18 protein-coding genes are annotated in these 22,018 nt (G+C 40.4%); 15 read left to right on the top strand and 3 right to left on the bottom strand.

All coding sequences use genetic code 11. The annotated features are described in order from the left end of the window. Positions 1 to 79 precede the first annotated feature (79 nt). The gene (locus PaeCFBP13512_RS23235; RefSeq protein WP_161594272.1) at positions 80 to 244 is read right to left on the bottom strand and encodes a hypothetical protein; all 165 of its coding nucleotides are present in this window, start codon (positions 242 to 244) and stop codon (positions 80 to 82) included. A 556-nt stretch (positions 245 to 800) separates the two neighbouring features. Here PaeCFBP13512_RS23235 and PaeCFBP13512_RS14150 point away from each other — a divergent pair. Further along, a complete protein-coding gene (locus tag PaeCFBP13512_RS14150; protein ID WP_241669383.1) occupies positions 801 to 2,852 on the top strand; it encodes a methyl-accepting chemotaxis protein in 2,052 nt (683 codons plus the stop codon). On the opposite strand, the gene PaeCFBP13512_RS14145 is transcribed toward PaeCFBP13512_RS14150, so the two are convergent. Further along, on the bottom strand, positions 2,853 to 3,365 hold the full coding sequence (locus PaeCFBP13512_RS14145; protein WP_137223878.1) for a cupin domain-containing protein: 513 nt from the start codon (positions 3,363 to 3,365) through the stop codon (positions 2,853 to 2,855). It abuts the gene before it with no gap. 134 nt (positions 3,366 to 3,499) lie between these two features. On the opposite strand from PaeCFBP13512_RS14145, the gene PaeCFBP13512_RS14140 reads away from it, so the two are divergent. The 3 genes from PaeCFBP13512_RS14140 (at position 3,500) to hmpA (ending at position 6,492) form a co-directional block, all read left to right on the top strand. After that, positions 3,500 to 3,910 (top strand): FlxA-like family protein, encoded by a 411-nt coding sequence (locus PaeCFBP13512_RS14140; protein ID WP_137223876.1) that lies wholly within the window; start codon positions 3,500 to 3,502, stop codon positions 3,908 to 3,910. Between the two features lie 214 nt (positions 3,911 to 4,124). Continuing rightward, positions 4,125 to 5,141, top strand: coding sequence for a PTS transporter subunit IIC (locus PaeCFBP13512_RS14135; protein ID WP_069327994.1), 1,017 nt, complete (start codon positions 4,125 to 4,127; stop codon positions 5,139 to 5,141). A 121-nt stretch (positions 5,142 to 5,262) separates the two neighbouring features. Continuing rightward, complete coding sequence (gene hmpA / locus PaeCFBP13512_RS14130; protein WP_137223874.1) at positions 5,263 to 6,492, top strand: NO-inducible flavohemoprotein; 1,230 nt, start codon at positions 5,263 to 5,265, stop codon at positions 6,490 to 6,492. A gap of 22 nt (positions 6,493 to 6,514) precedes the next feature. Here the strand turns inward: hmpA and PaeCFBP13512_RS14125 are convergent, their stop codons facing one another. Then, positions 6,515 to 7,021, bottom strand: a complete 507-nt coding sequence (locus PaeCFBP13512_RS14125; RefSeq protein ID WP_137223872.1) for a Crp/Fnr family transcriptional regulator — start codon at positions 7,019 to 7,021, stop codon at positions 6,515 to 6,517. A 189-nt stretch (positions 7,022 to 7,210) separates the two neighbouring features. Here PaeCFBP13512_RS14125 and PaeCFBP13512_RS14120 point away from each other — a divergent pair, with 189 nt between their 5' ends. From PaeCFBP13512_RS14120 to PaeCFBP13512_RS14070, 11 genes are all read left to right on the top strand, one after another. After that, entirely contained in the window at positions 7,211 to 8,443 is a 1,233-nt protein-coding gene (locus PaeCFBP13512_RS14120; protein ID WP_137223870.1) for an ROK family transcriptional regulator, read from the top strand. Further along, positions 8,440 to 9,435 (top strand): ROK family protein, encoded by a 996-nt coding sequence (locus tag PaeCFBP13512_RS14115; RefSeq protein WP_137223868.1) that lies wholly within the window; start codon positions 8,440 to 8,442, stop codon positions 9,433 to 9,435. Before PaeCFBP13512_RS14120 ends, PaeCFBP13512_RS14115 begins: the two co-directional genes overlap by 4 nt. A gap of 20 nt (positions 9,436 to 9,455) precedes the next feature. Continuing rightward, positions 9,456 to 10,706 carry an MFS transporter gene (locus PaeCFBP13512_RS14110; RefSeq protein ID WP_137223866.1) on the top strand — a complete coding sequence of 417 codons (1,251 nt, stop codon included), beginning with the start codon at positions 9,456 to 9,458 and terminating at the stop codon, positions 10,704 to 10,706. Positions 10,707 to 10,894: 188 nt separating this feature from the next. Next, complete coding sequence (locus tag PaeCFBP13512_RS14105; protein WP_137223864.1) at positions 10,895 to 13,165, top strand: helix-turn-helix domain-containing protein; 2,271 nt, start codon at positions 10,895 to 10,897, stop codon at positions 13,163 to 13,165. A gap of 169 nt (positions 13,166 to 13,334) precedes the next feature. Beyond that, on the top strand, positions 13,335 to 14,417 hold the full coding sequence (locus PaeCFBP13512_RS14100; RefSeq protein ID WP_069328000.1) for a Gfo/Idh/MocA family protein: 1,083 nt from the start codon (positions 13,335 to 13,337) through the stop codon (positions 14,415 to 14,417). A gap of 219 nt (positions 14,418 to 14,636) precedes the next feature. Then, positions 14,637 to 15,608 carry a Gfo/Idh/MocA family protein gene (locus tag PaeCFBP13512_RS14095; protein WP_137223862.1) on the top strand — a complete coding sequence of 324 codons (972 nt, stop codon included), beginning with the start codon at positions 14,637 to 14,639 and terminating at the stop codon, positions 15,606 to 15,608. A gap of 52 nt (positions 15,609 to 15,660) precedes the next feature. Then, positions 15,661 to 16,656 (top strand): AraC family transcriptional regulator, encoded by a 996-nt coding sequence (locus PaeCFBP13512_RS14090; protein ID WP_069328002.1) that lies wholly within the window; start codon positions 15,661 to 15,663, stop codon positions 16,654 to 16,656. Positions 16,657 to 16,693: 37 nt separating this feature from the next. Then, a complete protein-coding gene (locus PaeCFBP13512_RS14085; RefSeq protein WP_137223860.1) occupies positions 16,694 to 17,773 on the top strand; it encodes a Gfo/Idh/MocA family protein in 1,080 nt (359 codons plus the stop codon). Positions 17,774 to 18,152: 379 nt separating this feature from the next. Then, the gene (locus PaeCFBP13512_RS14080; protein WP_137223858.1) at positions 18,153 to 19,766 is read left to right on the top strand and encodes an extracellular solute-binding protein; all 1,614 of its coding nucleotides are present in this window, start codon (positions 18,153 to 18,155) and stop codon (positions 19,764 to 19,766) included. A 429-nt stretch (positions 19,767 to 20,195) separates the two neighbouring features. Next, positions 20,196 to 21,092: an ABC transporter permease gene (locus PaeCFBP13512_RS14075; RefSeq protein ID WP_371748239.1), complete on the top strand. Its 897-nt coding sequence runs from the start codon at positions 20,196 to 20,198 to the stop codon at positions 21,090 to 21,092. Further along, the gene (locus PaeCFBP13512_RS14070) at positions 21,092 to 22,012 is read left to right on the top strand and encodes a carbohydrate ABC transporter permease (protein WP_137223856.1); all 921 of its coding nucleotides are present in this window, start codon (positions 21,092 to 21,094) and stop codon (positions 22,010 to 22,012) included. The genes PaeCFBP13512_RS14075 and PaeCFBP13512_RS14070 overlap by 1 nt, the downstream gene beginning before the upstream one ends. Positions 22,013 to 22,018 lie beyond the last annotated feature (6 nt).

The following is a 22,018-nucleotide window of genomic DNA, read 5'->3' as shown; positions in this document are numbered from 1 at the left end:
CAGAATAACATCGTATCTCTTAACGATATTCTGCACGGGATATTTGTTTTTGTGTTGATAGAAATACATCATCCTCGGATTAGCTACTGCTATACGAGCTGGATGAACGCTTTCCTCGATAATGTCCACGCCCATGTTGATTATGAAAACCTCCACGACGATAACGATCACTGCTACTATACGAACGCCTACGCTTTTTCTTCGAAGAGATCAGATGTTTGATCAGACTTTTAATCATACCCATAATAAATAGCTCCTTTTTTGTTCATTTTGAAGTACATTTGTGGTTTTATTTGAAATAATGAAGCAGAATAGGTCTTAATACATAGGAAACGGTTGACATGTGTTTGCATTTACTAAGTACATTTCCTATTCCTTTCTACTTTCTACGGGCAGGAGGGGATAAGGTTTCTAAATAAAGAATCATTTTGAATCTTATCTATGTGCATACGGATTGAGGTCAAAATAGAGATATATAACCTTTTTTTATAAAAAACCTTTTAAATCATGTTGTTCATACCGATAATAACTATAATGAATTGCGTAAAATTAAATTTTATAAATTAAATTTTTGTAAAAATATAAAGAATGGTGATTCAAATGTCGAATAAAAGTATATATTAAAATATAGGCAAAAAGAACTGATTCAAATAGATTACTAATTGTCGAAAAAAGTAATATTATAAGTCGATTATTCTAAAAAAGTATAAATTAGTATATTATTTGATGATTTAAGAACCCGTCGTTAGTCATAGCATGTCCATCACTTAGATTTTAAATAAGAGGAGTTAATTACTACTATGAAATTATTTCGAAATATGACCGGGAGCTTGTTTTCGCGGATATTATCTATTGCTGCTTTGTGTATTGTTTTGGCTATGGCTGTTTCTATTACAGCTGTTGGCGTAATGACGACTCGTTCGTATGAGTCTATGAATACGAACTCACTAACTCGTGTAGCGAATGAGAAAGTCACAGAACTTCAAATGGCAGTTGCGGCTCAACAAACATTAGCTAGTTCCATTTCTAAAGAAATCTACAATGTTGACTTTTTTCAAAATCTTATCACAACAGGCGTAACCAATACGGCTAGCTTCAATCGTATTCAAAACAACTTTAATGATAAATTACAAAACTCGAATGGATTGTATGAAAATATATTCTTCTCTTATCAAGACAAAGTATTTTTGGATGGTCTTGCAGGAAAATCGCAAGGAACAGACTTAATCTCCACATCTCCTTGGTACAAACAAGTAATGAATAGTGGTAATCCTATGGTGTCTGAAATGCAGATTTCACCTGTAACCGGCAATCCTGTTATTGTAGTCGTTGAACCTGTCAAAAACCCGACGACTAATAAAGTATTAAATGTATTTGCACTTCCTATGAATATCAATACTCTATTGGATGGCATCACTCAAAAAGAAAAAGAGCAAACGATTAACACCATTGTGACTAATGAAAAAGGTATCGTTATTGCTTCACAAGATGCGAATCAAGTGCTTAAAACTGATTTTACCCAATTGAATAACGAAGATGGACTTAAAACGATAGGTACTGCTGAAAATGGTACAGGTTATGTAACTATTGGTGGCGAACGTTATCTTGCTTCTTTTGTGAAAGATGATTCTTTGAAAATGAGCGTAGTTACATTTCTTCCTGTAAGTAGTTATATGAACGATCTATATAGTATTTTAACAACTATTGTTGTGATCACGATTATCGTTCTGATCATTGCTCTAATTATTCTTTTCCTAGTCGTACGTAGTATTGTCAAACCAATCCGTCTGGCTTCTGAGCAATTAGAAATTATGTCCAAAGGTGATTTCTCTAAACTATTGCCTACGCAATATGAAAATAGTGTGGGTGAAACGGGCGTATTGATTCGTTCGATGAACCGGATGCATGAATTTACAAGACAAGTTGTTCAATCAGTGAGTGAAGAATCCAGAAATCTTAAAGAAGCTAGCAATACAGCACACACGATGTTTATAGATATGGATAAAGAATTACAAGACGTATCGGCAACTACGCAAAATATGTCAGCAGGTATGGAAGAAACAGCCGCTTCTGCACAACAAATCAATGCTTCTACCGATGAATTTGAAAAAGCGATTGAATCTATCGCTAAAGGCGCTCAAGAAGGTGCAGAAGAAGCGAATATCATTAGTAAACGCGCTACTGATTTCAAAGTAGCTCTAGAAAAATCAGTTGCAGAAACGACTGTAGTCTATGAAGAAGTAAAAGTGGGCTTAGATGAAGCTCTTGAACAATCCAAATCAGTAGATACGATCAAAGAGTTAAGCGAATCTATTCTACAAATTACAAAACAAACCAACTTACTTGCACTAAATGCTTCTATTGAAGCGGCAAGAGCAGGTGAAGCAGGTCGAGGATTCGCTGTGGTTGCAGAAGAGATCCGCAAATTAGCAGATGCTTCCAAAGACACAGTTGGTCAGATTCAAGTGATCACAAGCAATGTTACAGATTCTGTAGGCAATCTACAGCACTTTACACAACGTCTGATCGATCTACTAACAGGTAATATTTCTAAAGATTATGCAATGATGAACAAAACGAGCGAATCGTACTTGAATGACGCTACTTATATTGACCGTATGGTTTCTGAATTTAGCGCAACCAGCGAAGAATTAAGTGCTTCAGTACAGAATCTAGCTCAAGCGATCAATGAAATCTCTATTTCTAACAATGAATCAGCTGAAGGTACAGAAGAGATTGCAGATAAAACAACGATCGTTGTAAACAAAGCGAATGAAATTGCAGAAGAAGCAAAGAAAACGAATGATAGTGCAGATCGTCTGAACCAAATGATTCAACGCTTCAAAGTATAATTAAACCGAATGCCAGTGTTGCAATAAGGGCCCATTAGGTCCATAAATAGGGTCCATTTTCGGAAGAGGAACATGCGAGATTTCAGCCAAAGCTGTCGCATGTTCTTTTTCTTTGTCTGCTGGAGTACGTGTATTGTAAGACATGCCATCAGGATAGGCGCCTACAATTCGAAAATCAGGGCTGGCGGATAACCGCTTATGCCCTGTGCCCGCAGGTAAAACGACTACATCGCCTGTCTGCAAAGTGAATATTTTTCCTTCTTCACCGCCTAGTTGTACTGTCACATGACCACTGATTACGCCTAAGACTTCATGTGCATTACTGTGATAATGATGATAATCAAATACACCATTTGTCCAACTATTCAGCCACTGGTGTTGATTGAATATAGATTCAGTCTGTGCCGGATTGTTGTGAAATGCTTGCGGATACAGCAATACAGGTAAATGAGGATTATTAGGAATGCCTTGATTAGATTGAAAGTGAAAAGCTTGAACAGTATGAGTGCTCATATGAATAAAACCTCCTTAAAGAAATGCATAAATATACAATATTGCTATACACAAAATGACATAACCTACCGATAATACAGGCAGGGAATAATGAACAAGAAAGGGGTAATCTATCGGACAAAGGGGCAATACCTATGAATATTTCTTCCGTTACATCAAGTGCATACCAAGCAGCTTCTGCTGCAACTACAACCGACACCAGTGCATTGGAAAAACAAAAAACAGCGTTACAATCTCAATTAACCAAATTACAAAGTAGCACAGACCAAAAAGATAGCGAACAACAGATCAAACAAGTGCAACAACAGATTCAACAAGTACAGCGTCAAATCGCTCAAGCTAGTGCCAAATCCAGTAATAGTGATTCTTCAGATACCAGTACAGTATCGACAGATTCGACAAGCAGTACAGGTTCTACTGCCAAAGCAGCGATTCAATCGATTAAAGATGTACAAGAAGCTGTTCGACAAACGCAGGAAGATGAAAAAGCCAAACGCAGTACAGCTGATATGGGTGTAGGCGGATTACTAGATATCACTGTTTAATACACATATCGTGGAATATTGAAAAGCTATCTTTCCTTGGAGATGGCTTTTTTTGCTATACATACGATTGAAATGAATTGCAAAATGATGATGATTTTCAAGAATAATATGTATTTCTGAAAATATATGATTTACAGTATCAAAATGATAGTGTTAGGATAACTAATAAACGTTTGGATCATTATACGCATACAGCACAAAGGAGTATACAGAAATGAAAGAATATGTAGTTAGTCGGATGTACAAAGCTTCAGCAGGAATGGCAAATGCTGTTCTAGTCACACTGGGAATAGGATTGCTTTTCGAAACATTTGGTAAATTTCTTGGATGGGATACACTGATCGCTATCGGATCGGTTGCCAAAATATTGCTTGCGCCTGCGTTAGGAGCAGGGATTGCTTTTCAGTTGGGTGGCAATACGCTTGTTCTTTTTAGTGCGATGATCGCAAGTACAATCGGTGGAGCTGCTCTTCATCTCAATGTAGAAGGCGGAATGACGCTTGTACCCGGACAGCCCATCAGTGCTGTGCTTGCAGCGATCGTAGCCACATATGTAGGAAAACGAATTACAGGGCGTACCAAGCTTGATATGATGGCGATTCCGTTAGGGGCTGTTTTTGTCGGCGGATTAGTGGGTGCAGGACTTGCCGCTGTCGTGACACCGTTATTGATTACGATTAGCGCAGGCATTACAGAATCAGTACAAGGTTCTCCCATTTTAGCTTCGATGGCGATCTCATTAGTATGGAGTATATTATTAATGTCTCCAGCATCGTCAGCGGCGATTGCGATTGCACTCAAATTAGATCCGGTATCCAGTGCAGCCGCATTGATTGGATGTACCGTTCAATTTGTAGGATTTACATTAATGTCTGCTCGACAGAACGATGCAGGCGGAATTATAGCGCAGATTCTAGTCACTCCCAAAGTACAATTTCCCAACTTGGTCAAAAATCCAAGATTGGTCTTACCTACGTTTATCGCAGCGATTATTTGTGCTCCGATTGCTACACTGGTATTCCATTTCCAAGCTTCATATGAATTAGCAGGTTTAGGATTGAACTCGATGATTGCACCGTTGAATATTTTGGCGACTCAAGGAGCAAGTGCATTTATTGTATATCTAATGATCGGTGTTCTTTTACCTGCAATCATTACATTGGTTCTCTATTATGGACTCAAAAAAATAGGCTGGGCGAAAACAGGCGATCTGCATATGGAAGTACAATAGATGTGAACAGATAATTAGAATTTAGTGTGATTGTAATCACTTGATCACTACACAGATAAAGTTATAATTTGAACTATTCAAATTGTAACTTTATTTTTGTTTAGAAATGAGGGATTATGTCATGTTGGATCAAGACACGATTGATATTATTAAGTCGACTGTACCTGTGTTGGAAACAGAAGGAGTTAAGATTACCAGCCGTTTTTACCAGACGATGTTCGAAGATCATCCCGAATTATTGAATATTTTTAATCATGCTAATCAAAAGCAAGGCAAACAGCAGGCGGCGCTTGCGAATGCCGTCTATCTCGCTGCACAACATATTGATCAATTAGAACGTATTTTGCCTATGGTCAAACAAGTGGCTCATAAACATCGCAGTCTCGGTGTATTGCCAGAGCATTATCCGATTGTTGGAAAGTATTTATTGCAAGCGATTCAAGAGGTATTAGGAACAGCAGCAACACCAGAGATACTGGAAGCATGGGGCAAAGCCTATGGAGTGATTGCAGATGCTTTTATCGGAATAGAAGAACAGATGTATCAAGAGACTGCTGAGCAGCAAGGGGGTTGGAGCGATTTTAGAGCATTTACTGTGCAGCGCAAAGAACCGGAGAGTGAGATTATCACTTCTTTTTACCTTGTTCCGCAAGATGGAGAAGCTTTAGCTTCTTTTGAGCCAGGTCAATATATTAGCGTACGTGTTCAGATTCCGGGTGAGACTTACACACAGATTCGTCAGTATAGTCTATCGGATGCTCCTTCCCAACCATACTATCGCATCTCAGTCAAACGAGAAGATGCGGTAGGGGAACGTCCTGCGGGTCAGATTTCTAATTATTTGCATCAACATATCCAAGTAGGTGATACGTTATGGGTATCGGCTCCGGCAGGAGATTTTCAGCTGACTCCTCATTCAGATCGTCCAGTTGTATTGCTCAGTGCAGGCGTAGGGCTGACACCGTTAATCAGTATGCTCGAATCGTTAGCCAAAGATTCATCGCAACGTCCAGTCACGTTTATCCATGCCACAGATAACAGTAATGTTCATGCGATGCAGTCGTATATTGATAAGGTAGTCAGCGATTATCCGCAGATCTCGGCATATTATTGTTACACATCACCGACACTCAAAGATCAGGAAAATCGCTTATATCATCATGAAGGCTATATGGATGTCGATTGGTTACAGCAGATTATTCCTTCTATAGATGCAGAATTTTATTTCTGTGGTCCGTTACCTTTTATGCAAAGTATACAAAGTATATTGGATCAGTGGCATATCCCTGTTGAGCAACGTCATTATGAGTTTTTTGGACCGGCAGAAGATTTGAAGAAAAGTCCGCTATAATTTAAGATCTACCCGTTCATCTTTATATATGCTTCATCTGTGCTCGAAGCAAGCGGTTGACCGTTTCCCGCCGTACACCGATCAATTGTCCAATCTCATCTTGCGTCAGAATATCAGTTATGGGGATATCGCTGAGATAGTTCTGGAACCAACTCTGTAAATGAGTTAATTTGTCAGCAGGAGCAATCTGGGTCAGTTGGTCGATCCGCTGTTGCATCATCCGCAATTTATCTTGTAATTGGATCGCGATATCACGGTAGCGAAGCGGTTCACGTTCCAATTGCGCATACCATTCGGTGGCAGAGATCGGTTCAACTTCACTGGTTATTAAAGCAATCGCTGTTCCATGATATGCCATCGGGCTGATGAGCGAATGATGTGGAATCGTTTCTCCAGGCACAATAATATTAAATAAAATAGGATTACCATCTTCATGCAGACGTACAATTTTAAAAAGACCACTGGTGATATGGTATAGCCCACCATGTTCTCCTTGTCGGAACAAAAATTCACCTTTATGCAAAATCATCATCTAACCTCTTTTCGCTAATTTGCTCAAGCTATTTTACTGTGTATGCAGTGAGATAGCTTTTTTTATTTCTCTATTTTATGAATGGTCATTATACACTAGACAGTATCATCAAGCCGACGTATACTATTCTCAACTACTTAGTAAAGATCATTTACTAATTACAAAAAAAGTTCAAAGGAGCATGTCATGTTAATGTCTATCGGCAATCCGCAAATGATCCGCAATCTGAATGAGTATTTGATTTTGGAAGTGATTGTGCAACACGATAGCTTATCGCGAGCAGAGATTAGCCGGCGCACTGGATTGAGTAAACCTACCGTTTCTTCAGCAGTTCAGAATTTAATCCAACATCAATTAATTGCGGAAATAGGACAAGATGATAGCAATCAGCAGGGACGCAAAGGGCAGTTGCTTTCATTTAATCCAGCAGTCTTCTATATTGTAACACTGGATATCGGAGCAGATTATATTCGTACCGCTTTAACAGATTTGTCAGGCAAGATTATTGAGACAGGGCATTTTGTTCTTGAAGCTTCACATACCGAGCAGAGCATGTTAACACATCTAAAAACACATATGGATCAGCTCATCGCACAGGCAAATGTTACATGGAATCAAGTACGCTTTTTATCAGCAGGGATTCCAGCTGTTGTCCATCCTGACAATGGAACTATTCATACGCTACTTCCTCAATTTGAACCTTACTATTCTGCATTATCCTCTTCTTCATTAGCTTCTTTATTTCCTTGTGAAATCCTTCTCGACAATGATGTCAATCTAGCAACTATCGCTGAAAAAGAATATGGAGCTGCACAATCGGTGCAACATATGGTCTATGTGTCTCTGGGTGAAGGAGTAGGCGCAGGTATTATGATTGATAGCAAATTGTATCGTGGCTTATCCGGGTCCGCAGGTGAAATGGGTCAATGTTTTTCCCGCTCTGTTCATGGAGAGCGCTTAGAAGAACAGATCGGTGGAGCAGGGCTGCGTCGTCTTATTCAACACTACAGTGCTTCTCATACGGATGCGACTGTCTCTGCTTCGATCAGTCAATGGGATATTCCAACCTTGATGAACCAAGCGCGTCAGGAGAATCCAGATGCACAAGCTATCGTGGAACAATACGGACAACAACTTTCATTATCACTAATTAATTTAGCATCCATGTTAGCACCGGAAATGATCGTTTTTGGCGGAGACATAGGAGAGCATGCAGATTTATTTATTCCGACTCTTCAGCAGCAGATGGAACAATATGCTCCAGTGTGCCCTCAATTAACGACAACTATGCTAACCGGCAAAGGTGTGATTCAAGGAGCGGCATGGTCAGGTATTCACCGAGCTTTTCAATATATAAGAGAAGATATGTTAGTAGTGGGCGGTAAAATATTATTTGCAGAGCAGGAGGACAAAGAATGAGTACAGGCTTGATGATCGGCATCGATATTGGAGGAACCAAAACGTTAATGATCGTTACCAATCGTGAAGGTTCTATATTAGCGCAGCACAAGCAACCTACGATTCAAGCAAGGCAACCTTCTGCTTTTTTTGCGGCTTTATTTGAGCAAGTACATCATCTCCTGTCTACTATCGATCGCACGATTGCACACATTGAAGGGATCGGTATAGGCTTGCCTGGAGCAGTCAATGTCGCCACCGGAGTGATTACCCATATTCCAGCACTTCCTTTAGACGGAGTATCGTTGATAAAGCAGATTGAGCCTTTTTATCAAGGAGCTCTGTATTTGGATAATGATGTGAATGTAGCCGCTCTTGGAGAACACTGGAAGGGAGCAGGCATCGGGAAAAAGCATATGATTATGCTCACTGTAGGCACAGGCATCGGTGGCGCAGTTATTTTAAATGATACTTTGTTTCGTGGTGCTGACTATACCGCAGGAGAAGTCTCTTATTTTGTCGTCGATCATCAGCCAGAGCAGAGATCGCTTGAAGTGGTTAACAGTCATGAATTTGGACGATTCGAATCCCATGCATCCGGTACAGGCATAGGCATATACGCTAGACAATGGTTAACCAGTCAACAAGCAGATGCTACTCATCCAATTGTTGTGCACGCAGGAGGAGATATTGAGCATGTACAGGCTGTAGATGTATTGATGCTAGCACAAGCAGGAAATAGTGATGCACAAGAGATTATGAATGTACCAATCGATTATATGGCGGCAGGTATTGCCAATATGATTTCGCTACTCAATCCAGAATGTGTAGTGATTGGTGGCGGTGTAGCAGATTCTAGCTATTATATTGAACAATTAAGCCAACGTATTCAGCAGTTTACTCCGATTCATGCACAACTCGTTCCTGCGGTATTAGGCAATGTGGCTGGAGCGCTTGGAGCAGTCTATGGTGTATTGAATGATCCATTAATGATGAACCCACATAGCCGTTAGGTCAAAAAGGAGTGATGATCATGATCTCCATATGGAGTGCTAAGTTAAAAGGAATACGGGACTCCTCAAAGCGGCTAGCAGATCAATGGACAGAGGAACAGTCACCCAAAGACGTGTTGCTACGTATTCGTAGCTTTTATTTGCTCGCCGGATTAGCAGGTGGAATCTTTAATCCCTATCTATCTTCGATGCTTGTAGGTGGAGGGCTTGGTAGTGGACAAGTAGGTTTGTTGTTATCCATCGGTACGTTTATTTCGATTCTGGTACAACCTGTCTGGGGATTCGTTGTGGACCGTTTTCAGCAAATGAGATTGGTGCTGTTATTGAGTGTAGCGATTCCAGGTTTGTTATCGATTCTTTATCAAAGTCCGTACTTCTTGATTCTGATAATGGTGTATACGATCTCTACCGTCTTTACAGCGACTCAAGCACCAATGGCGGATTCATATGCACTGGTGGCGGCGCAAAAAGCCAATACTACATACGGAGCAATCCGGTTTCTGGGTAGTATAGGTACAGCAATTGGAGGTTACCTCGGTGGATTGTATGTTAGTCGATACGATGTATCTCTAATTTGGATTCCTTTTATGTTGTTCAATGTATTAGCCGCTATATTGGCGTTTACGTTACCTCGCCGTTCTGATGAAAGTCGGATTCTGAATCAATCGCTTAGTGCAGGTATTAAGACGTTATTAACCAATCGCTTATTTTTATTTTTCCTCGGGGGAAGCTTACTAGTTAATCAGACCCTCACTGCGTTCAACTCGTACTTTGTGCTGTCTTTTCAAGATGCAGGCGGTACATTGCAACTGGCAGGAGTCGGTCTGTTGATTGCTTCAGCCGCTAATATTCCGTCGATGTTAATCGCCGCCAAAGTGATTCGCCGTATCGGACATGAGAAAATGTTGCTGTTAGCGGCGTTTGCTTATATTTTGCGCTGGGGCATTCAGTGGTTATTTCCGGTGCCTTCTGTCATGTTAGCGGTGCAATTGTTACATGGTTTATCCTTCGGGTTCTTCTATATTGCGGCGGTAGAATATGTATCACGTATCACATCCAAACATATGCAAGCGACCGGACAGAGTATTTTTAATATGGTGTTTGTCGGTATTGCAGGTATTATTGGTAATCTACTGAATGGCTATTTACTAGAACTGGGTGGTTCGCAAGCGATGAATCTTTCCTGTGTGATCAGTGCGATGCTAGGTTCTCTTTTATTATTATATGTGGCGCTTCAGAGTCGTCATTCTTCTTCGGCTGTTCCTCAATAATATTCGACAATTATTTTATTTTTAAAATAATCCTCAACAAATAACAGCGAAAAGCGTAAACTAATAGTAAATATACTTTCTATAATGAAGTTAATGTATCGGACATTTGGCTAACATCTATTCTTATGTGTAGATCTATACGTAAAACAAGATAGTCTGTGTCGGGAGCATTCAAGGGGGAGGACCATTTGCTATCTCAAAACTGGTATCGCCGTCTGTTGCTATCGTATTTTCCTATTTTTTTATTAACTGTATCGATATTGATCTTTTTATCTTTTCTAGTGATTAATGAGATTTCACGTCAAGAAACCGCCAAAGCCGATCGTATTTCTACAGGATATATGATGGATACGTTAGAGCGATCGGTCAGTGAAGTAGAGCTGGATATATTAAGCGATCTGGAGACTGCAAGTGTCTATCCTTTATTTCTAAATGGGAATAACGTTGACAATACAGCGGTAACTTATCAGACGATTGATCGGCTACGGCTGTTAGAAAATAATAATGAACTGATTGCTTCGATCTATATGTATCGGGATACCGATCAGCAAGTATTGACGCTACACGGGATAAAAGATTTGAACGCTTTTGCTGATCGTGATTTTGTTCAAGCGGCTTTGCAAGCGCCAGAACAACGGGGTTGGTCGAGTGTACGCTCATTTGCTGAAATGAGTAATGACCCCAAGCGTGAAGTGATTACGATGTACAAACGCTTGCCATTACCTTTCGGAGATCAGGGATTAGTTGTTATTAATATTAGTGTCTATGCGATGAAGCAAATGATCGCTTCTATGTTCAATCCGCAGGTATCTTTTCTGGAAGTTCAAGATGCTTCAGGAGTACCGATCTATCCTGCTACCACTACAGACGATGCAGAACATGGCAAAACGCTAACTACGCTTCATTCCGATCGACTGGGATGGACATTTGAAAGCGGGATTCGTGCAGGGCAACTTTTTGCATGGGTATCGGTTATCTCCTATATCTGGATCTTGATCGGTATATTTGTAGTTGGTGTGTCCATTGTCTATATTATCTATATTACACGCAAAAATTATAAACCAATTCAGGTCATGATGGAACGTATTGAGTCCCTGCAATTAGGTGGCGAATCGGCACGTAAAGATGAATTATCGTTAATTGATCATGCCCTCGAAAGCCTGATTGAGCAGACGATCGATTATGAACAACAATATCATGAGAATCTACTGATTCGTCGTCGTCGTTTATTTATGAATTGGATCGAAGGGGAACATCCTGAAAATATGCACCAAGAACTGCAAAATGTACATATTTTCAACGATTACGTTCGTTCTTCTCCTACTGAAGTTTCTACGGAATTGCCGTATTATGCTGTGATCGTTGTCGAGATCAAAGACTATGATGCTTTTCGGGAAAAAGGAAATGTGCAAGAACATAATACGCTCAAATTGGCGTTAACGAATGTTTTTCAAGAACTGGTACAGCAAGAAGGATTGCAAGGCTGGTCAGAATGGATCAGTGTACGTCGTGCCGGAATTATTATTTACGGGATACAGCAAGAAGAACGGCAATGGAATCGTCGCTTGTTTGACTTAGCCGCGAACAGCCGGGAGTGGGTAGAACATAATCTGCATCTGACTATTACGATGGGGACAGGAATCACGGTTCATGATCTACCTCAAGTACAACAATCGTATGAATCTGCGCTACAGTCGTTAGGATACAGTATGACGCTGGGTCGCGATGGGATTGTGATGTATAGTGATCTGCCTCAAGGTCGTGAACAGGAAAGTTATCGCTACTTGCAGAATATTGCTGATCTGGTCAAAGAATTCCGTCTGACTCAAGAAGTATGGCGGGATCATTTGAAGCAGATGTTAGATCGTGCTGAAAATGAACCTTTACGTGATGAAAGTATTCGCTCACTGGTATTATCGCTTTTACAAATGTTAAGTCGTGAACTGGAAGGAATGTCTGAACCACTGGATACGTTGTTAACCGGAGATGCGGCGAATAGAGCGATGGAAGCTATAGCAGAAGCAGAAACGGTGGAAGATGTACATCAAGCTTTACTCCCCTATCTGGATCAGGTCTATACTCATTATGTTGAAGCAGGTGAATCGACCAATTATCATGCGCTCATCGGTGAGATGAAATTGTATATCGAAGATCATTTTGCCAATCCAGACTTATCGTTGAATCATCTGAGTGAACGCTTTAATGTGACTCCCAAGCATGTCAGTCATTTGTTCAAAGCAGAACTCGATATCAAATTTATTGATTTTCTAGTACAGCTTCGACTTCAACGAGCAGAAGAATTACTGTATTCAACCGAAGATACGATTCAGAATATCGCGATTCAAGTAGGCTATGCGAACTCGATTACATTTGGACGGGTATTCAAGCGGATTATCGGCGTGACCCCTGGTGACTATCGTAAGCTCAAAATGAAGCCTGCTTCATATGAATCGAAATGATGTCGCTTTTAGCTAGAAGTGTATGCTCAAGTATTATTGAATAATACGATAAAAGATGTCGCTTTTTTGAAGGTAGCCTGTCGCAATCTTGTTGTATGCTTTGAATACTGACATGTTAAAATGACTTCAAGTTATACTAAACGACTAGCGTATACGGAGGGCTAAGCACATGGAGCAGATCATTAATGTAGGTATTATCGGATGTGGTGGAATCGCACAAGGGAAGCACTTGCCATCACTAGCGAATCTAGATTACGTCAATGTGGTTGCATTTTGCGATATTATTCCTGAAAAAGCACAAGCACTTGCTGAGCAATACGGTACAGCTAATGCACAAGTCTATGAAGATTATCATGAAGTGTTGAAACGTGAAGATATTCAAGTTATTCATGTCTGTACACCGAATGATGCTCACGCTGAAATTGCGATCGCTGCGATGGAAGCAGGCAAGCATGTCATGAGTGAAAAGCCGATGGCGAAAAAAGCAGCAGATGCACGCAAAATGTTAGAAACAGCTAAAGCTACAGGCAAAAAATTGACAGTAGGTTACAATAACCGTTATCGTCCGGATAGCTTAATGCTCAAGCAGTTATGCGAGCGTGGTGATCTAGGTGAAGTCTATCATGCCAAAGCACATGCTGTGCGTCGCCGTGCTGTACCGACATGGGGTGTGTTCTTAGATGGAGATAAGCAAGGCGGGGGCCCATTGATTGATATTGGAACTCATGCGCTTGATCTAACCCTCTGGATGCTAAACAACTATGAAGTCCATTCGGTTACTGGATCGGTCTATCATAAGTTATCGCAGACCCCGAACGCTGCGAATGCATGGGGACCGTGGGACCCTGAGAAATTCAAAGTGGAAGATTCCGCATTTGGATTTATTACGATGAAAAATGGTGCTACCATCTCGATCGATGCGAGTTGGGCGCTGAATGTGCGTCAACCTGATGAAGCGAAATGTACACTTTGCGGAACCAAAGCAGGTGCAGACATGAATGATGGGCTGCATATCAATGGTGAAGATTTGGGCAATTTGTATGTGAAAGAAGTTCAATTGGGTGGCAGTGGCGTTGCTTTTTACAGTTCAGATCATGACGAGAAGCCTGAATTTATGGAGATGCGTCTCTGGATGGAAGCCATTATCAATGATACGGAACCTGTAGTCACACCAGAGCAAGCGTTAGTCGTATCCGAGATTCTAGAAGCGATTTATACGTCTGCTGAGACAGGGCAAACGGTTTATTTCTAATTGGATATCATCTGGTGATGAGTCTATATGAACAAAAAGTGATTCGATTCTAAGAATCACTTTTTATTTTGCCTTTTTTTTAGAGTATTCTCTACATGTCGCTTTTTTATAGTGTGGTTGTCATCTTAATTCATTTCAAATGTTATCTAAAATATGATATTTTGTCGGTAGAGTGTCACTATTTTAAAGTACAATCATTATACAGTGGGAGTGAAGATCATGATCAAAGTAGCAATATTAAGTTATTGGCATGTACACGCACAGGACTACACTAACGATACATTAAATCATCCAGATACAGAAGTAGTAGCGGTATGGGATGAGATTCCAGAGCGAGGTCAGAAAAAAGCCGCAGAACTCGGTGTTTCTTTCTACGAAGATCTGCATGAACTATTTGCGAATCCTGATATTGATGGTGTCGTGATCACCACTCCTACTGTTATGCATCGTGATGTGATGATTCATGCAGCAGAAGCGGGCAAACATATTTTTACCGAAAAAGTAATCGCTTCCACCAATAATGAAGTAGATCAAATTGTAGAAGCAGTCAAAAAAAATAATGTGAAATTAACAGTATCTTTACCACGCTTGAATGCAGGTTATACGCTAGCGATTCAACAATTACTAGCAGATAACGTACTGGGCGACTTAACACTGGTACGTACCCGTCTTTCTCATGATGGAGCGACACAAGGCTGGTTACCGGATCACTTTTTTGGCAAACAAGAATGTGGTGGTGGAGCATTGATCGATCTAGGTTGTCATCCGGTCTATCTTGCTCGCTTATTTATGGGAATGCCTGAAAGTGTGTCTGCTAATTATGGTTATGTGACAGGGAAAGAAGTTGAAGATAATGCAGTCACCACATTCCGTTATAGCCATGGCGGTGTAGGGATTGTAGAAGCGGGATTTGTTAATCGCTTTTCACCATTTGTTATTGAAGTTCACGGTACACTTGGCAGTGTATTGTACAGTACTCATGATGAGAAATTGTGGTTACGTGCAGGGGACGATAAGGCATGGCAAGAAGTGACTATACCCGCAGATCGTGAGACTGCGTACCAGCAATGGGTTGCTCATATTCAGCAGGATACGGAAGCTACAGAAAATATCGGACTCGCAGTAGACTTAACTCGTCTGGTACAAGCTTCTAACCAATCTGCGGCAGAAGATCGTCCAGTTCGATTATAATTGTAAGATATAGATCAATCTCTTATCTCTCATAGAAGAAAGGACGAAGATCATGATCAAAAATGAACGATTCGTCCCGTTACAACCGATGCGTGAAAAGCCATTTTTGCTAGAAAAACTAGATTTGAAGTTCCGCTGGGGCAATTATGGTTTTCGGGTATTACGTTTTCATCTAAATTCGTTTGCACCTGGAGCCAAAATAGGATTTCATAAGCATTCGGAATTTGAATTTCATTTTGTCGCTTCTGGTAAAGGCAGTGTGGTATTGGACGATCAGACTTATTTTTTACAAGAAGGAATGTTTTATCTGACAGGACCTGATGTGTTACATGCGCAGGAAATGGATCAATATGACCCTTTGGAAGAATTATGTCTGCATCTAGAGATCGTTCCGTTAACAACTGATTCGTTCATAGAGCGGATGGACAATGATAAGAGTATAGCTTCTGTAGAACCTGCGGATTGGGGCAAAGAACAAGAAGTCTCTGAAGCAGAACAATGTGTACGTCAATTGTATGATTTGCCTGCACGTCCGATGATGGATCGCAGACAGACGATGTCCTATTTTTATCGTGCTTATGATGCGATTGTGAATCATGAATCTGGAGTGTATGAGACGATTCGGCAATGTATTATTCAGATTATGTTATTGACGACTCATGCATCTAATCAGGAAAAGCAGCCATGGTTAACGTTACCGCATCGGGAAGCGTCAGAAGTGCATTTTCAAATGGCATGTCAGTTTATACGGGATAACTATATGTTTCCGATTGCGCTAGAAGAAGTGGCGACCACAGTAGGTATTAGCAAACGTCAGTTACAGCGTGTTTTTCAAAAATATACATCGGCTACATTTACTGCTTATCTGGAAGAAGTTCGTTTGACGCATATTTGTACAGAACTTCGTATAGGGAACAAAACGGTAGAGCATATCGCTTTAGATAATGGTTTTGAAAATGTAAATTATCTATATCTAGTCTTCAAAAAAAGGTATGGTATGACTCCTCGTTCTTTCAAAGAACAATCTCAACAGATCATCAACGAATAATGGCGTCATAAATACTTGATCAGGAGCTGAATAGCAAATGACCTCTAAAATTCGTATAGGTATTATCGGTAGTGGCGGTATTGCACGTATGCATGTCAATGCGTATCGTCAGATGGAAAATGTAGAGATTGTAGGTGTGGCAGATATTGTGCCTGATCGAGCCAGTCAATTTATAGCGACTCATCATTTGAACCAAGCACACGCTTACGAGGATCATCTGGTATTGCTAGAGCAAGAATTAGATGGAGTCAGTATTTGTACGCCTAATGTATCGCATTATCAGACAACAATGGATGCTCTTGCCGCAGGTAAAAATGTATTGCTGGAAAAGCCGATGTCTGTGACGTTGCAAGAATCTGTTGAAATGGTAGAGATGTCCAAAAAATCTGGAAAAATGTTATCGATCGGCTTCCAACCACGTTATGATCCGAATATGCAATTTATTCGCAATTATATTCAAGATGGCAATCTAGGCAAAATCTATTATGTTGAAGTCGGTGGTGGTCGGCGTAGAGGAATGCCGAAGGGTACATTTATCCGCAAAGAATTAGCAGGTGCAGGTGCACTCGCTGATATCGGTTGTTATTCACTGGATCTAGCTCTTCATACACTGGGTCATCCGAAGCCGTTAACGGTATCTGCCACAGTATCGAACCACTTCGGAACCAATCCCAAGTACCATCCTGAAGCAGACAACTTTAATGTAGAAGATTTTGGCGCTGCATTGATCCGTTTAGAAGGCGGTATTACTCTTCAATTCAAAACAGCTTGGGCGATGCATATGGATACGCTGGGAGCGACTCGTTTCCTCGGAACAGATGCCGGTATGAAAATCACTCCTTATGGCGAAGGCCCATGGTCAGGCGTATGGGATGGTGGTGTCGGTACGATTACCAAGTATCATGATATCGGTGGTCGCTTAACCCATACTCCAATTCCTTGTGTACGTTCTGATCTGAATTTATTTGATGAAAAAGTAAAAGATTTCGTCCATGCTGTAGCGAATGGATTACCTGCTCCTATTTCGGGAGAACAGATTATTTTGAATCAAGCGATTATTGATGGGATTTTCCGTTCTTCAGAACTGGGCAAAGAAGTCGATATTGTATTACCTTAAGCATCTGGTGGTATAAGCGCGACCTAAGTTCAATGATATAAGCTAATCATTCAACAAAGAATCTTTCGATTATTCGATCAAAATCGAGTGCGAAAGGTTCTTTTTTATGCCTTTTTCTAAATTAGATAGGAAGAATAACGTTACGTTAACTCACATATACCTCAATACGGAAAATAGTTCATCATCGGAATATAGTTGATTATTAAAATGATACCGTTTTCATTGGTAAAGTTTATGTTCGGAAAATAGTTGATTGTCTGAATATCGCTGTAAATGCCATACTGAGAACATCCCAAAAGGAGCATATGACAATTATGCTAACTTTTTCGTACAAAGATAAACGTTCTAAGGGAGATAAGCTGACAAAGGGGTTGAGAAGATGAAAAAAGGTCCAAATCAAAAAATGGTTAAAGGTGTCACAAGCTCAATGTTGGCAATTGTATTAGCAGGCATTACCATTTTGACGGGATGTTCTTCCAATGAAAGTAGCAGCGGTGCCACAAGTGCAGATGGAAGTTCTATTTTAAAAGTAGAAGTCTTCGATCGTGGTAATTCTCCATCCGGTTATACCATTAGTGATAACTATATGACCAAGTTAGTTGATGAACGTTTTGGCAAACCAAATAAAATTGATGTGCAATATGTACCGGTTCCTCGTTCCGATGAATTGCAGAAGTTGAACGTCTTGATGGCAAGTGGAGGCGATGTACCTGATATCGTATTTACTTATGATCAAGGAACATTCAATCGTTATGCAGAACAAGGTGGATTGACGGATTTAACAGATCTGCTCAATCAATACGGCCCTAATCTCAAAAAATTCTTAGGTGATGACACACTGGCTTACGGGCAAATAGAAGGTAAACAATTTGCGATTCCGGGCAAGCGGTCTGTTCTTGGGAAATACGCTTCTTATATCCGTCAAGATTGGTTAGATGAACTGAAACTACCGATGCCACAAACAACCGATGAGCTGTATACGACACTCAAAGCTTTTAAAGAAAAAGATCCGGGCAAAGTCGGTAGTGGTCTAATTCCATTCGGTATGACGATTGCACCTGCTCAATATGATCCATTGTTATGGTCTTTTGTCCAACAACCATTAACAGATGAACAAAAATATACATTAACACAAAAGCTAGGTTCCAGCGATTATCCTACATTATTGCCGGGATTCAAAGAAGGTCTGCAATTTATGAACAAACTATATAACGAAAAACTGATCAGTACAGACTTTGGCTTAGATGAAGACAAAAAACAATTATGGCAAGATGTCCAAAACGGTAAAGTCGGCTTTTATACCGAAGATGCCGGTGAATTGTATTTTACCTATAACGGAACCTACAAAAATCTAAAAACCAATGTAAAAGGTGCAGAATTAACACCTACTGATGTCTTTACTAATAATGAAGGCAAACATGCCAAACCTGAATATGCTTCGAACGGTCTGTATATTATGATTCCCAAATCTAGCCCTAGAGCGGTGGAAGCGATCAAATATCTAGACTGGATGGCTTCAGACAAAAATTTATTTGATATGCAAAATGGTGTAGAAGGCGAGAATTATACACTCAAAGACGGCGTGCCTGTTGCCAAAGAAGATGCGACAGAAGAAGCAACCAATCGCTTGTACAATTACGGAGATATGGCGATTATCGCTAACGGTAAAATCGTAGGCACAGAAGAACAAAACAACGACGCTTATATCATGCAGACACCGGAAGAATATCAAGCCGCAATGCGTAAATCTGTGGAAATTTCCAATACAGATACCATCCCACCCGTTAACTTCAGCGTTCCTATCAAAGCCGAAGCTAAATATGGTAGCGGACTACAAGACAAATACAATCAACTGATCGTTAAAGCAACAATGGCTCCAACTGCTCAATTCGATACCGTCTACGATTCACTACTCAAAGACTATATGAGTAGCGGCGGCCAAGCCATCCTAGACGAACGCACCAAAGTATTCCAAGAACAAGGTGCGAAGTAAAAAGATTAGATAACCAAGGTTTTTAAAATTTCTCTACATTAAATCAACCCAATTCACTGCTTCAAAACCAATCATTTAACCAATCGAATCTATACATCAAATCAGCCATACAACCATTTAAAGTAACTCCCTAATCAAAAGCCAAAACCTGCTATACCGCACCCAATGTGTAAAAAACCGCAACGCCATCTTTAAAAGAAAAATGTGCTCCTACCACTAAGCGTAGTGAACAGATTCTTTCTAAAAGTCGCCTTTAAGACTCGGATATCGACCGCTCAGCGGTCAAATCAAGATATCCGATCTTACCAGCGACGCCAAGAAAGAATCCGTTCACGAAGCGCTTTCCCACCAAGAGCACATCACCACTCACAATACCGAGTGAAGGTTTTTCCACAACCATTTTAATGAAAGGGGAGTACCAACGTGAGAATGTCTACTTATCTTCGCAGATACTGGCAGTTGTATTTCCTGCTCATTTTACCGATTGCTTACTTTCTGACTTTCAAATACGGGCCGATGTACGGTATTCAGATTGCTTTTAAAGACTTTAACTTTTTTCAAGGGATCAATGATAGTGAATGGATCGGTTGGGATGCATTTCGTGAAGTTTTTCAAAATCAGGATTTCTACAAAACATTACGCAACACATTAATGCTGAATTTTCTAGATCTGTTGGTTTCTTTTCCAGCGCCTTTACTACTAGCGATCATGCTGTATGAAGTCAAAGCCGTCTGGTTCAAAAAGTTATCACAGACTATTCTGTATATTCCGCATTTTATCTCATGGGTCATTATTGGAGGCATTGTGTATCAAGTATTCGGTACGCAATCAGGATTCGTTAATAATATGTGGATGGCTCTTGGATTTCAGCCGATTCCTTTTCTAACTGATCCGAATTATTGGTTGGTGACATATCTGCTGACCGGTGTATGGCAAAGTGCAGGTTGGGGAACGATTCTCTATCTAGCTGCATTAACAGGTATCAACAAAGAACTATATGAAGCCGCAGATATGGATGGAGCAGGACGACTGAAGCGTATCTGGCATATTACATTGCCCGGTCTGAAAACAACGATTATTACGTTGTTGATTATCAATCTCGGTAATATGGTCACGATCGGATTTGAACGTCCATTTGTGATTGGTAATGTAGCGGTACAAGATTACTCGGATGTACTGAGTACCTTTGTATATCGGATCGGTCTAGAATCAGGGCAATACACATTAGCAACAGTCGTTGGTCTTTTTCAGGCAGTCGTGGGCTTGATATTTGTACTTGGTGCGAACTATGCGTCTAAGAAATCGACAGGAGAGGGGATACTTTAATGGATAAATTAGCGGATATTAGCAAAACAACAGCCGTCAAAGCCAAGCCAGCTAGCAGTAAAGGCGATCGGATTTTCGATATCGTCAATATTACGTTACTGAGTATCGTTGTACTCGTCTGTCTGATTCCTTTTATTCATATTCTGGCGATCTCACTGAGTTCAGCACGTCCGATTATGTCAGGTGAAGTTTCTCTTTTTCCAGTCGAATGGACGGTAGAAGCCTATGTCAAAGTGTTCAGCGATATGTCGATGATTCGGTCGCTTGGATTCACCGTTATGCTGACAGTCATTTTTACTATTTTATGTATGGCAATGACGATTGCAGCAGGGTATCCATTATCCAAGTCTAATCTTAAAGGACGCGGATTCTTTATGGTATTGATTATTATTACGATGTTTTTCAGTGGTGGTATTATTCCAGAGTATATTCTGGTACGTAATCTACATCTGCTGGATACGATGTGGGCATTGATTTTACCCGGATTGATTAGCCCATTTTATCTGATTATTATGATTTCCTTTTTCCGCAATATTCCCGAGAGTCTAGAAGAAGCAGCTGAAATAGATGGAAGCAGTCACTTTTATACATTATGGCGGATCATTTTACCGTTGTCTTTGCCAGTGATCGCAACATTAAGCCTTTTCTATGCAGTCGGACGCTGGAATGGATTTATGGATACGCTCATGTATATTAACAGCCCGGAATTATATCCGTTACAGCTCAAATTATATCAATTGATCCAAAATAATATGGCAAGCGAATTGATGCGTAATGAAGTGGTTGGTTCAGCACAAATGATGCCTGAAAGTCTCAAAGCCGCCAGTGTTATTTTTGCCACACTTCCGATTCTGATCGTGTATCCGTGGTTGCAACGTTACTTTGTCAGTGGAGTGATGTTAGGGGCGGTCAAAGGTTAAAGCTAT

This window comes from Paenibacillus sp. CFBP13512, from assembly GCF_005233705.1.
Lineage (GTDB): Bacteria > Bacillota > Bacilli > Paenibacillales > Paenibacillaceae > Saccharibacillus > Saccharibacillus nuruki.
Note: the sequence above shows the minus strand (reverse complement) of the source record. Positions and strands in the feature narration are given on the sequence as shown.

Excerpts from the sequence above, each read along its gene's own strand:
- PaeCFBP13512_RS23235 (WP_161594272.1), bottom strand. The coding sequence starts at position 244 with ATGGGTATGATTAAAAGTCTGATCAAACATCTGATCTCTTCGAAGAAA.
- PaeCFBP13512_RS14150 (WP_241669383.1), top strand. The coding sequence starts at position 801 with ATGAAATTATTTCGAAATATGACCGGGAGCTTGTTTTCGCGGATATTA.
- PaeCFBP13512_RS14145 (WP_137223878.1), bottom strand. The coding sequence starts at position 3,365 with ATGAGCACTCATACTGTTCAAGCTTTTCACTTTCAATCTAATCAAGGC.
- PaeCFBP13512_RS14140 (WP_137223876.1), top strand. The coding sequence starts at position 3,500 with ATGAATATTTCTTCCGTTACATCAAGTGCATACCAAGCAGCTTCTGCT.
- PaeCFBP13512_RS14135 (WP_069327994.1), top strand. The coding sequence starts at position 4,125 with ATGAAAGAATATGTAGTTAGTCGGATGTACAAAGCTTCAGCAGGAATG.
- hmpA (WP_137223874.1), top strand. The coding sequence starts at position 5,263 with ATGTTGGATCAAGACACGATTGATATTATTAAGTCGACTGTACCTGTG.
- PaeCFBP13512_RS14125 (WP_137223872.1), bottom strand. The coding sequence starts at position 7,021 with ATGATTTTGCATAAAGGTGAATTTTTGTTCCGACAAGGAGAACATGGT.
- PaeCFBP13512_RS14120 (WP_137223870.1), top strand. The coding sequence starts at position 7,211 with ATGTTAATGTCTATCGGCAATCCGCAAATGATCCGCAATCTGAATGAG.
- PaeCFBP13512_RS14115 (WP_137223868.1), top strand. The coding sequence starts at position 8,440 with ATGAGTACAGGCTTGATGATCGGCATCGATATTGGAGGAACCAAAACG.
- PaeCFBP13512_RS14110 (WP_137223866.1), top strand. The coding sequence starts at position 9,456 with ATGATCTCCATATGGAGTGCTAAGTTAAAAGGAATACGGGACTCCTCA.
- PaeCFBP13512_RS14100 (WP_069328000.1), top strand. The coding sequence starts at position 13,335 with ATGGAGCAGATCATTAATGTAGGTATTATCGGATGTGGTGGAATCGCA.
- PaeCFBP13512_RS14095 (WP_137223862.1), top strand. The coding sequence starts at position 14,637 with ATGATCAAAGTAGCAATATTAAGTTATTGGCATGTACACGCACAGGAC.
- PaeCFBP13512_RS14090 (WP_069328002.1), top strand. The coding sequence starts at position 15,661 with ATGATCAAAAATGAACGATTCGTCCCGTTACAACCGATGCGTGAAAAG.
- PaeCFBP13512_RS14085 (WP_137223860.1), top strand. The coding sequence starts at position 16,694 with ATGACCTCTAAAATTCGTATAGGTATTATCGGTAGTGGCGGTATTGCA.
- PaeCFBP13512_RS14080 (WP_137223858.1), top strand. The coding sequence starts at position 18,153 with ATGAAAAAAGGTCCAAATCAAAAAATGGTTAAAGGTGTCACAAGCTCA.
- PaeCFBP13512_RS14075 (WP_371748239.1), top strand. The coding sequence starts at position 20,196 with ATGTCTACTTATCTTCGCAGATACTGGCAGTTGTATTTCCTGCTCATT.
- PaeCFBP13512_RS14070 (WP_137223856.1), top strand. The coding sequence starts at position 21,092 with ATGGATAAATTAGCGGATATTAGCAAAACAACAGCCGTCAAAGCCAAG.